We start from the raw sequence: 12,512 nt of genomic DNA on the forward strand, positions 1-12,512 counted from the left end.
CCCTTCCTCCTGGCGGGGTTTGGGGCGGAGCCCCAATAAAATCTTTCTTTCCAATATTTTTTTATCCGAGGGTTAATGGACGGCCTCTGAGAAAAACCTGCTGGGAGACAATATCGACTTCAGGATCAAGTATTGACCCCGTCACATGGTTTGCAGGGCACACGAATTCATCCGGCAATCCCATTTTATTTTGGCACGACCGACTCCGTTTCATGAAGCTTGCAGGGCACACGGATCCATCTGGTATCCATACCCCGATACGGTTGCGATGAGATTGGCCTTCTTGTTTTCCGGATGCATTTTTTGTCGCAGCCGACAAACAATTGAATCCACGGTACGATCCTGGGGTGGTTCCTGGCGCGGTGAGATGGCGTCTTTCAGTTGCTCGCGTGTCACCACGGCCCCTCTGGCCTTGACCAGGGTTGCCAGACAGTTGAACTCACCCCGGGTCAGAATAATCTGGTCACCCTGCTCTGTTTCCAGGCGTCTTTTTTCGAGGTCCAGAGAAAAGCCCCGGAAATGAATCACGCCGGAATTTGCTTCCGAAACACGGTTTCCCGGCGCGGAAAATCTGGCATTGCGCTGGAGAATGTTGTGAATTCTGGCTACCAGCTCACGGGGATGGAACGGTTTGGTGATGTAGTCATCGGCACCCAGTTCAATACCGGCCACGCGATCCTGTTCGCTGTTGCGGGATGAGACAATGAACAAGGGCAGATTGGAGTGATAACGAATTTTTCTGACCACGACCAGGCCATCTTCATCCGGCAGATTCAGGTCAAGCAGTATGCAATCAGGCTTTTCCTTGGCAAAAGCGGCCAAAAATTCGGTCGTGGTGGCACAGGTAAAAACCCTGTATCCCGACTTTTCCAGATAGGAACTCATCAGAAACCGCATGCTGGCATCATCTTCCAGCAGGCCGATCAAGGGGGTCGTTCTGCGCATCCAGACGCACTCACCAGGGATGAAAGCATGTTGACGTTTGTTTATATCACCTGAAAGCAAAAAGGAAAAGGTCCCGACCAGCATGAGATTCTTCAGGAAGCCACCCAGCCATGAACCCACCCCATCCTGTTCTCAACATTTTGTCAATATTTTATCAACAATTCAACAAACTTTCTCCTGATTTTCAATTTATTTCAGTCCCGATTCGGATTATTTACCTAGCAATTGTTCTTTTGGCTTAAGCATTGGAATATGCTCGGCGGTCATCGATCTGCTGGCTTTTGCCAAAGTCTGGTTGCTTGAACACATCATGGATACGGACATGAAGTTTGCCCCATACCTGCGCGAAAAGGGCGTGACATGACACGACTGAAACCGATTGTTCCATGGCTGGCCTTGTTCATGCTGGTGTGGCCTTGGGATCTTCTGGCCATTGATGCGAGACTGCTTCCGGAAGGGGTGACCCGGATACGTTTGTATCAATCCTGGTCATGGGCAGAGGATGCCTATGATGCTTCCGGACACCGGCAGCCACTGGGCCAGATGGGCCTCGACAAACTGGCCGCCAAGGGAGTGGCTCCTGCTGCACCCAATCTCTATGCCATTCAAAATGATGCCCGATACACACTCCAGAGAACCGACCTGACCGTGGATTACGGTTGGAACACACATTTGGATCTCGGGATCTGGATCCCCATCCTGGATGCCAACCTGACACAATCGGCTGTCTTGAATCGTGCTGCTGGCTGGGATGGCCTGCCAACTGCCCAGAAAAGTGCCCTGACCGTGGCTGTGTCCCAACTGGACAACACCGATGCCAATCATCATGCCCTGGGAGACATTCTGCTTGGAATCAAGGGACAGCTTGTCGGTGACCAGAAATCCCCGCACCGTTTCAGTCTGGGCGGGGGGGTGCGTCTGCCTACCGGACATGTCGCCAATCCCCTTGATCCACGGGACACCTCTACCGGGGACGGCCAATGGGATTTGACCTTGTGGAGCTGGTACGACCATCCAGTCAATGACAATTTTTTCATCAACCTCCACACCCGCCATGAATACGGCTTGCCTGGTTCCCGCTCAGCCTTGTTGCCCACGGATGCAACCCGTTCCGGACGCATGGAATTTCAACCCGGTCTGCACCACGATGTGCAACTGGAACCACAATGGCGCTACCCCCTGGGCCACGTTGAACTGATGCCAAGCGTGTTTCTCATTTACAGTCGGGAAGAGAAGGGAAAACAACAAGGATTTGACCGCAACCAGGCTGCCTTTGCTGGTGGATTGTACACCGTCGAAGGCACGGATTGGCAGCGTCTGCTCCTCAAACCCACCCTGGGTCTTGGTCTGATCCCCATGGGCGTGCCTGTCAACCTGTATCTCGCCTTAGGCACCACTCTCTGGGGCCGCAACACCCCGGAAGCAAGTGTTGTTGAACTGCGCATGGATTTCTTTTTTCAAGGCCCCGGGCACCGGAAAGGAACGAACCCGTGAAGCGTGGTGACCAACAACCAATCAAGATACTGGTCATCACGGCTTCTCTTCTATTGTTTTCCTTTTATTCCTTGATGCTTTTGTCGGTACCGGTTGCGGCAGCAGACCCGGCTCCGCCCCTGGTCATTCAACCCGCACCAGTTGGCGTAGCGGAAACGGCTCTTCCCCAAGTCATTCAGCCCGCACCGGTTGCCGCAACGGCAATGGTTCCGCCCCGGGTCATTCAGCCCGCATCGATTGTGGCAGCAAAGGGTGTTACGGCCCTGCAACTTGCCGCGCAGATGGATGGCGTGTCTGCCACTCCCCATCTCCTGATCCTGGAGGATCCGGATCGCTCTCTGACCCTGGCCGACGTGACCCAACCGGCCATGGCCAGGCGTTTTCGCCCGCTGGGATCAATCAGCAGTCAGGGCCTTTCCACCTCGGCCTGGTGGATGCGGATGGAAGTGATCAACCCCTCTGATCAATCCCGATCCTGGTATATTCAGGCAACCTTTGCAACCCTGGATTTTCTGGATGTTCATGACCTGACCCCGGGTCGTCCCGAACAGGCATGGCATCTGGGAGACAACCGGCCATTCTCCAACCGTCCCATCCCCTTTGAAACCTCGGTCGCCCCGCTGGAAACTCCTCCACAGGCAACCAGTCAGATTTACATCCGGATGGCTTTTGCAAAGGTGGGGTATATCGATGCCGATCTTGTGCTTTGGACACCCGATAAATTTACCGGGTACCGAGACAAGAACAGCATTCTGACCGGAATTTATCTCGGCGGTCTGTTTTTCATGGTGTTTTATAATTTATTTATTTTAATATCAACACGCTCGCATGAATATTTCTGGTATGTTGCCTATGTAGCCACCTATGCAATTGCATTCACGGCAATCCTGGGTTATGGCCATCGTTATATTTATACCAATTCTGCCCTGTTGACTGAGCAGGTTCCAAACCTGGCCATGTTTCTCGCCTCTCTGTTGGCCTGGCAGTTTAACCGTGTTTTCCTGGACACGCCCATCCTGGTACCCAGGATGGACCGATTGATCAAACTACTGCTGATTCTCTACGCATTTTCAATTTTTCTGATCTTGATCGGATTCAAGAAAACCGGGTTGATTCTGACCATGTTCAGTATCGTTGGTCTGGCTCCCATTTTTCCGCTGCTGGGCATATGGCTCTGGTGGCGGGGCGTGCGCAAAGCCAGACTTTTGACCTTCGCCTGGATCTTTCTGGTTATTGGTTTTATTATCGGCTGGGGCCGCTTTCAAGGCTATGTGTCCACCTCAATTCTGTCCAACTGGATGGGACGGATCGGCGTCTGGCTGGAGGCGGCCTTTCTCTCCCTGGCCATGGCCGACAACATCAACATTTTGCGCCAGGAAAGGGAACTGGCAACGCAAAGAGAAAAGGATCTGATTCTCAACGCAAAAAATGAACTCGAAAACAGGGTGTTCGAACGTACCCGCGACTTGCATGATGCCCGAAAAAAGGCCGATGCGGCCAACCAGGCAAAAAGCAATTTTCTGGCCAACATGAGTCACGAAATCCGCACCCCCATGAATGCCATCATCGGCACCACGCTCCTGATCCTGAAAACCGGGCTGACCGAACGTCAAGACAAATACATAACCACCATCAAAAATGCCGCACATGCCCTGCTTGATATTATCAATGATATTCTCGATTTTTCAAAAATCGAGGCCGGGGAACTGAAGATTGAACAGATAAATTTCAATGTTTATCAATTGCTGGATGATGTCGTGCAACTCATGGCAGGCAGGGCAGAAGAAAAAAATTTGGAATTTTTGATTTACTGTCACATTCAGAAAGAGACCATTCTGATCGGGGACCCCTTGCGCATACGGCAAGTCCTGATCAATCTGCTTGGCAATGCCTTGAAATTCACCGAGACAGGTGAAGTCCATATCGGCATTGAACCCGTTGTGGAGACCCCTGCACAGGTGACCATGCGTTTTTGGGTGACAGATTCCGGCATCGGCATGAGTCGGCAACAAATTGATGGCTTATTTCAACCCTTTTCCCAGGCGGATGTCTCCCATTCCCGCAAATATGGTGGTACCGGCTTGGGATTGGCCATTTGCAAACGTCTGATCACGGCCATGCATGGAGAAATGCTGGTTGAGAGTGAGTTGGGCATCGGAAGTACGTTTTCATTTACCCTGACCTTCGGACGTGGCCAGACAACAGGAAGCCACCCCCTGATTCCCATGGAGCCGCAACTGCGAGGCTTGCGCATTCTGGTCGTCGATGACAATGACCAGGCACGTTCTGTTTTGACTGAAATGCTGGAGAGTTTTTCATTTCGGGTGGACTCGGTTGATTCCGGTTTCGCGGCCATGGATGTCTTGCAGAAAATGGATCGGACCCCGGGAGAGCAACCTTTCGGCCTGGTCTTGCTGGATTGGAAAATGCCGCACATGGATGGACTGGAAACAGCGCGTCGGATCCGGTACGCCATGGCTCTGTCTCATCTGCCAACCCTGATCATGGTCTCGGCCTACAATCGGGAAGAGGTGATCCAGAATGCCGAAAAAATGGGATTGGCCGGCCATTTGACCAAGCCGGTCACACCATCGGAGCTGTTTGATGCCATCATGCGTGCCCTCGGCGGTCGCCATGACATCACCGGGGACCGTCCAACGACCATGACTTGGAGACCAACCCGGAAGGAGTTGCAACGAATCCTGGGTATCCGGGTATTGCTGGTGGATGACATTGCCATCAACCGGGAAATTGCCCAGGAGTTCCTGGAAAATCATGGTGCCGTGGTCGTCCCTGCCAAAAACGGTCAGGAGGCCATTGAACAAGCTGCAAATAATACTTTTGATATTGTGCTGATGGACATCCAGATGCCCGGCATGAATGGTTTTCAGGCAACCGAAGCCATACGTCGCCAGGGGTCCAACCGGCACCTGCCCGTCATTGCCATGACTGCCCATGCCCTGGCTGAGGACAGGCAACGTTGTCTGGATGCCGGCCTGGATGATTATGTGACCAAACCCATCAATCCCGAAAAATTATTTCATATCCTCCTCAAATGGCTGCGACCCGGAGATGGTGAAAAAATCCCCCAACCTCCGACATCCCCGAGTATGCCAATCCTGCCCGAAGATGGAAAAAACGCCGGCCTGCCCAACGCCCGCCTGTCAAACACCAGCCTCCTGCCGATAGAGTTGCCGGGGGTTGATCTGGAGCAAGCCTTGAGTCTGGTGCATGGCAATCAGCACCTGTTGCATCACTCCCTGTTGACTTTTGCCCGGGATTATCGTGCTGCATCCCATGAAATTCTTGCCGCCTGGCAGCAAAATCAACTGGAACAGATGTCACCACTGGTGCATACCATCAAGGGAGTCGCCGGCAACCTGGGCATGACCGATTTGTACGTCGCCTCCCAAAAACTGGATGAGGGACTCAAAAAAGGGTCTGCCGACAGAGCCATGGTGACGGCATGGGGCATGGAACTCAACCGGGTTGTGCAAGGTCTGGATCAATTGCCGACAGAAAACACCCTTGCCCAACCGGCTGCACCGCCGCTTGCACCCTGGACGATCCTGGATCTGCCCCTGTTGATCAACCAGTGTCAGGAGTTGGAAATCATGTTGCAACAAGGGGATTACATGGCCATCGAGTACTTGCCAACCATGGCCTCCACTCTCCAGGGACAGGAGTCTGCCTTGTTTGCCAGGCTGGAACGGCAAATCCTGGCTTTTGCGACCGATGCCGCCCTGGCAACCCTGGCCGAATTGCAACAAACCATCAGGCTCTGGCAAAGCAACCCAGGCAACCCAGGCAATCCAGACAACCCAGACAATCCAGGCAACCCAGACAATCCAGGCAACCCAGACAATCCAGGCAACCCATCCGGTTGTATTGCCTTTCGTGAACAAGAGAAAGCGGAACATGAGTGATCAACCCAGGCCCCGCATCCTGATCGTCGATGATGAACACCACAACCTTCATGTCCTGGGCAGTGCCCTGAAACAGACCTATCAGGTTTTGGTGGCATCATCCGGTGAGCAGGTCCTGAAAAAACTTGCCGCCCCCCCCTATCCAGACATGATTCTGCTCGACATCATCATGCCTGGAATCAATGGCTTCGAAGTATGCCAAAAGCTGAAAGCCCGACCGGAAACAGCCGATATTCCCGTCATATTCATTACGGCCAGGCACTCGGAAGAGGATGAAGCCCACGGGTTTGGCCTGGGAGCGGTTGATTTTATCTCCAAGCCGATCCGGCCCAGCATTGTGCGGGCCAGGGTCCTGACCCATCTGACCCTGCAAGCCAAAAAAAGGGAGGCCGAAGCCGCCAACAAGGCCAAAAGCACCTTCCTGGCCACCATGAGTCATGAAATTCGCACCCCTCTCAATGGCATTCTGGGCATGGCTGAATTGCTGCTGGACATTGACATGGATGCAACAGGCCGGGAATACACCCAGACAATCCTGACCTCTGGACGCGCCCTGCTGAATATTATCAATGATGTGCTTGATTATTCAAAAATCGAGGCCGATAAACTGCAATTGGAGGCCATTTCTTTCAGTCTGTATCAACTTTTGAATGACGCGACCATTCTGTTCAAGGAATTTGCCAGAAAAAAAGCCATCGAATTCAATACAAATATTGATGATATATTGCCGGATTGGATTGTCGGCGACCCGACCCGCCTGCGACAGGTTCTGGTCAACCTTCTGTCCAATGCCATCAAATTTACCCAACAGGGACGGGTGACCCTCACCGCCCTGCCCAGGCTGCATCCTGAACACGGCCTGCTGATCCATCTGGAAGTACGAGATACCGGCGTCGGCATCTCCCCGGAACATTTATCCAGACTGTTCCAATCTTTCGAACAGGCCGACAGTTCCACCACCCGCAAACATGGGGGAACCGGTTTGGGGCTGGCCATTTCCCAAAAACTGGTCCAATTGATGAAAGGGCACATCGAAGTCGAAAGCACGCTTAACGCAGGAACCCTGTTTCGGGTCATATTGCCGATTCAGCAAAGCCTGGCTCCACAAGACATGTTGCTGACAACAGGAACGCCGGAATCGCTGACGACAGGGATTCCGGAATCGCTGACACATCTGACCCATTGGGCGGGCAGGGCGAAAATTCTGGTAGCCGAAGATGATCCGATCAATCAGGCCGTGCTGCGTGGCATGCTGAAAAGATTTGATTTTCAAATAGATTATGCCGATAATGGCCGGCAGGCCGTAGAGCTGTTGCGACACAAAACCTACGATCTCATTTTCATGGATTGCCAGATGCCGGAGATGGATGGGTATACCGCCTGTCGGGCTTTTCGCAACCTCGAAAAAGGGCAACATACCCCGGTCGTGGCCCTGACCGCTTTTGCCATGGAGGGAGACCGGGAAAAATGCCTGGCCGCCGGCATGGATGATTATCTGACCAAACCGGTAACCCGCCAAGGCATTCAATCAGCCATTTTGCGCTGGCTGGCCAGGGATGCTTCACCGGCACCCGCTCGCACCAAGTTGCCAACCAGGACTCCCCTGATATTGGATCGTGCGGCTTTTTTGGTCTTGCGTGCAGATATGGGCGAAGATTTTGACATACTCGTGGCACACTTCCTCCAAACATTGCCTGAAAAAATTCAAACCATCAGGCAGGCCTGGACCGACGCCAATCCGGATCTCTTGAAAAATGCCGCTCACGCCTTGCGCGGCAGCAGCAGCCAACTCGGTTCATCAAGCCTGGCCCAATGCGCTTTCGAAATTGAAAAATCAGCAAGAAATGCAGACATGACCAGGATTGGCAACCTGATTGTCACCCTGGAAGAAGAGGCCGCCAGGCTGGCCGATGCCCTCCTCGCCGAACAACGCCTGGCAAGCTTTCACCAGGATTTGGGCGATGATCATTTTCAAAACTTCCTGCGCATGGCACAACAATCCCTCGCAGGACTTCTCGAACGCATTCTCACCGAGAGCAGCCAGGACTCCCCGTCCCTCCTCCAGATCAGGGAGCGTGCCCTGGAGCTGGCCGGCATCTCCGGCAGTTATGGTCTGGCAGATGTGGAACGGTGTGCCACGGCCCTGGGAAACCGGGCCGGAAATGCAGATACCCCCTCTCTATCCACCCTGCTGGAAGACCTGCAAAAATCAGTACAGAAGGCCGTTTCGTTTCTGGAAGAACACGCCCGCATGTGAAACGCGCCACTGGTCATCCGTTGTTCGAGGCTGTTTTCTGCCAGGATCCGTGGCCGGATCCGTATTGCAAAAAATAATCTTGACTTTTCCAAGCCAAATAGCCGACTCGCAGACCTTGTTGGCAAGCTCCCCAAGCTCAGGGCGGGCCGGACGACTCATGGAACCAACACGCACACCCCAAACGATCAGATAGGCAATGATATCAGCCATCTGGATAGCCGTGGTCAAGTGGCTTTGCTTCCCAGTGCAACATCCCCTTTTTCAAGGCAAGATTTTGCCAAGGCGGAGCGCTGCATTGGTGCCATGGGAGGAAGCTGGTTTGCCAAACGAAAAGTCTTGCTCTTGATAAGTTTTTTCCCTTTGAGTTCAAGATGCCCAGTTGAAACGCGCTGACCGAAGAAGCGTTCCTCAGCATCTTGAACCAGACAGGTCAGATTCCAGAGATCCCGATCTTCTATCCCAACTCCAGCCAACACTTCATACGGGGATTCCCTCCGGTCTTGACCGCTTTCGTCCAGAAACAACAGGTAGCTCATATCATTGCATTCCTCATTCTGTTCCCTATACCTGTTGCAAAATGTACCGTTCCAGGAAACAATCGGAAACGTCTTTCATGTATTTTTTTCCAGGAGATTTTTCCAGAGATGTGCGGCATTTTCGGACTCATCGCCACTCCCTGGCAGGAGGATGCCGCCAGCGCCCTGGCCACTCTGGATTCCCGGGGACCGGATGCCCATGATCTGCTCCACCTGGGTCCCGTCACCCTGGGACATACCCGTTTGTCGGTCATCGATCTGGCAGGCGGACGGCAACCCATGCGCTCCCCCTCCGGGCATCTGACGCTGGTCTTCAACGGCGAAATCTACAATTTTCCCACCCTGCGCCAGGAGTTGGAACAACTCGGTCATCGTTTCACAACTCGTTCGGATACCGAAGTGTTGCTGGTCGGCTATCAGGCCTGGGGAGACTCCCTGCCCAGGCGGCTGGATGGCATGTTTGCCTTTGCCGTGTGGCATGAACCGGAACAAACCCTCTTTGCCGCCCGGGACCGGTTCGGCATCAAACCATTTTTATATGCCCACGGACAGGGATTCGCCTTTGCCTCCACATTGGCCCCATTTTTGGCCTTGCGCGGCTTTCCCAGGCGCTTGAATGGAGCCGCCTTGCGGGATTTTCTGGCCTTTCAGACCCCCTGTACCCCCCACACCTTTCTGGCCGACGTGCAGCAACTCCCCCCGGCCCATCAGTTGCGCTACCAGGCCCGGGAGCAAAAAATCTCTCTGGAACGGTATTGGTCCATTCCCCACCCCTCACCGCATCCCCCTCCCCCCCGCGAAGAGATTGTAACCCGGGTGGATGCGGCTTTGCGGGAGAGTGTGCAGCGGCAACGGTTGGCCGATGTTCCTTTGGGGGCCTTTCTTTCGGGCGGCATCGATTCCAGTCTGCTCGTCCACTACCTGGCCGAAACGACCACCCGTCCCATCCAAACCTTCAGCATGCGCTTTGCCGAAGAGGAATTCGATGAAACCCCCCAGGCCCGGGCCGTGGCCCAACAGTTTGGCTGCGAACACCATGAACTCGATGCCCCCCACATTGACGGCAGAACCCTGTTGGCCGCCTTGCATGACCTCGATCAACCCCTGGCCGATCCCTCCTATGTGATGGTCCACGCCCTCGCCAGACTGACCCGGCAACAGGTCACCGTGGCCATCAGCGGTGATGGCGGCGATGAACTGTTCGGAGGCTATGGCCGTTTTTTCCAAACCGAGGCCGATTTTCCGGAACGCTTCGGACAGGCCGGTCTGCGGTACCTTGTGGAACGGGGTTGGTTGCCGGGTGCCTTGTTGCGTCGCACCCTGCATGGCCGGGATCTGCTCTTCTATCGGCGGGTGGAACTGGGTCCCTGGCCCGTCTCCCGCAAAAGCATGGCCCGTTATTTGACCCCGGAGGCCCTGCCCTTGTGTCAGGTCCCCAAAACCCTGGAACTCTGGCATGCCCTGCTGGCAGAGTTCGGCGGTCGCATGGATACGGCAGCCCTGATGCGCGCCGATCTCTGGACCTATCTGTCGGAAAACTGTCTCGTGAAAACGGATCGGGCCAGCATGGCACATGGCCTGGAAGTGCGGGTGCCCATGCTCGGCAATCCGGTTGTGGATGCCGTTCTTTCTCTCCCCGCCACCGTGCATGGCGACACCTCAACCAACAAAAAGGCCATCCTGAAAGAGATTGCCCGCCGCACCCTCCCGGAAACCGTCTGGAATCGCCCGAAACACGGCTTTTCGGTACCCCTGCCCTCCCTGCTGCCCGGAACATGGCGTGGTGCTGGCGAGGATCTTTTTACCGAAAATAAAATCAAGACCCTTGCGCCTTTTCTGCATGCCCCGGCAGTTGCGGGTCTTTGGCAAAATCTGCAGGCAGGAAAACGGGTCGCCCACCGACTGGTCTATACGTTCCTGGTCCTGCTGGCCTGGCTGGAACGTCACCCCATGCAGGATCTGGTACAACCCACCGAATCTTTTCCTGGTCGGGACAAGAGTGACACGCCATGAACGCCATCCCGCGCCGCCCCCACATATTGCACACGGAATCTTCCCAAGGTTGGGGTGGACAGGAAATTCGCATCCTGACCGAAATGCAGGGATTCATCCAGCGCAACTACCCGGTTCTGCTCGTCTGTGTACCGGGCACGCAACTGGAAAGCGAAGCCCGTCGCCTGGGAATTCCCGTGGCACCGCTGCCCATTGGCCGCAAAAACCTTGCCGGTCTCCTGGCCATGGGACGCCTGTTGCGCCGGGTACCCGTTGATCTCATCATCACCCACAGCTCCACGGACAGTTGGCTGGCAGCCCTGGCCACCCGTTTTCTCTCTCCACGTCCCCATATCCTGCGCATGCGGCACATTTCCGCCCCCGTACCCCGCAATTGGCCCACCCGCTGGGTTTATACCCGGGCCGCAGCATGTATCGTCACCACCGGCAACAGGATTCGCCAACAACTGATCGAGGATAACGGCTTTACCGGACAGCGCATCGTTTCCATTCCGACGGGCATTGATTTGCAAAGGTTTCATCCGGCTGAACAACGAACGGCCCGGCAGCGCCTGGGTCTGCCGGAAAATGCCCTCCTGATCGGCATCGTCGCCACCCTGCGCAGTTGGAAAGGTCATGCTGATCTGGTCGCCGCTTTTGCCACTTTGGACCTACCCAACGTCCACCTGCTCATCATCGGCGATGGCCCGCAACGGGAAAATCTCCAGCAGCAGATTCGGGACAATCACCTGGCGGACCGGGTCATCATGGCCGGCAATCAGGATGATGTGCCCACCTGGTTGCAGGCACTGGATATGTTTTGTCTCCCCTCCTACGCCAACGAAGGCGTTCCCCAGGCCCTGATGCAGGCCATGTGTACCGCCCTGCCCGTCATTTCCACCACCGTCGGGGCCATTCCGGAACTTGTCGAACAGGATAAGACCGGTATCCTGGTCCCCCCCAGGGATATTCCCGCCCTGGCCCAGGCACTCCGGAATCTGCTGCAAAATCCACAACTCCGCCGCACCCTGGGCAACAGTGCCCTCCTCCATGCCCAGACCCATTGCGGCCTGGAAATCATGCTGGACAGGATGGAACAAATCGTCCTGTCTGTTCTTGGTCGCAAGAGTTCTTGACCGGGCAACCGCATTCCTCCACAATATGGCTAGATGTCTAGGCTAGATGTCTAGGCTAGATATCTATGGCTGGATGTCCAGGCTGGATACTCAGGGGCTGTCTATTAACTTTTGGATATAAAAAATTGGAAAGAAAGATTTTATTGGGGCTCCGCCCCAAACCCCGCCAAGAGGAAGGGCACAGCCCTTCCTCCTGGACCTCCATCCCAGTTTTTCATTCGTTTTT

At 54.6% G+C, this 12,512-nt stretch carries 8 protein-coding genes; 5 read left to right on the forward strand and 3 right to left on the reverse strand.

What is annotated here, in order from left to right:
- Positions 1-210: 210 nt before the first annotated feature.
- Positions 211-945: a response regulator transcription factor gene (locus tag HQL65_15620; protein ID MBF0137663.1), complete on the reverse strand. Its 735-nt coding sequence runs from the start codon at positions 943-945 to the stop codon at positions 211-213.
- Between the two features lie 360 nt (positions 946-1,305).
- On the opposite strand from HQL65_15620, the gene HQL65_15625 reads away from it, so the two are divergent.
- Genes HQL65_15625 through HQL65_15635 form a run of 3 tightly spaced genes read left to right on the forward strand, consistent with a single transcriptional unit; the run spans position 1,306 to position 8,622 of the window.
- Entirely contained in the window at positions 1,306-2,439 is a 1,134-nt protein-coding gene (locus tag HQL65_15625; GenBank protein ID MBF0137664.1) for a hypothetical protein, read from the forward strand.
- The gene (locus tag HQL65_15630; protein MBF0137665.1) at positions 2,436-6,365 is read left to right on the forward strand and encodes a response regulator; all 3,930 of its coding nucleotides are present in this window, start codon (positions 2,436-2,438) and stop codon (positions 6,363-6,365) included. The genes HQL65_15625 and HQL65_15630 overlap by 4 nt, the downstream gene beginning before the upstream one ends.
- A complete protein-coding gene (locus HQL65_15635) occupies positions 6,358-8,622 on the forward strand; it encodes a response regulator (GenBank protein ID MBF0137666.1) in 2,265 nt (754 codons plus the stop codon). The genes HQL65_15630 and HQL65_15635 overlap by 8 nt, the downstream gene beginning before the upstream one ends.
- Here HQL65_15635 and HQL65_15640 read toward each other — a convergent pair.
- The gene (locus HQL65_15640) at positions 8,575-8,850 is read right to left on the reverse strand and encodes a hypothetical protein (GenBank protein MBF0137667.1); all 276 of its coding nucleotides are present in this window, start codon (positions 8,848-8,850) and stop codon (positions 8,575-8,577) included. The genes HQL65_15635 and HQL65_15640 overlap by 48 nt on opposite strands.
- Positions 8,847-9,158 (reverse strand): DUF3800 domain-containing protein, encoded by a 312-nt coding sequence (locus tag HQL65_15645; GenBank protein MBF0137668.1) that lies wholly within the window; start codon positions 9,156-9,158, stop codon positions 8,847-8,849. Before HQL65_15645 ends, HQL65_15640 begins: the two co-directional genes overlap by 4 nt.
- Before the next feature lie 108 nt (positions 9,159-9,266).
- Here HQL65_15645 and asnB point away from each other — a divergent pair, with 108 nt between their 5' ends.
- Together asnB and HQL65_15655 are read left to right on the forward strand one after the other, a co-directional pair.
- Positions 9,267-11,171: an asparagine synthase (glutamine-hydrolyzing) gene (gene asnB, locus HQL65_15650; GenBank protein ID MBF0137669.1), complete on the forward strand. Its 1,905-nt coding sequence runs from the start codon at positions 9,267-9,269 to the stop codon at positions 11,169-11,171.
- The gene (locus tag HQL65_15655; GenBank protein MBF0137670.1) at positions 11,168-12,286 is read left to right on the forward strand and encodes a glycosyltransferase; all 1,119 of its coding nucleotides are present in this window, start codon (positions 11,168-11,170) and stop codon (positions 12,284-12,286) included. The genes asnB and HQL65_15655 overlap by 4 nt, the downstream gene beginning before the upstream one ends.
- Positions 12,287-12,512 lie beyond the last annotated feature (226 nt).

This window comes from Magnetococcales bacterium (genome assembly GCA_015228935.1).
GTDB lineage: Bacteria > Pseudomonadota > Magnetococcia > Magnetococcales > DC0425bin3 > HA3dbin3.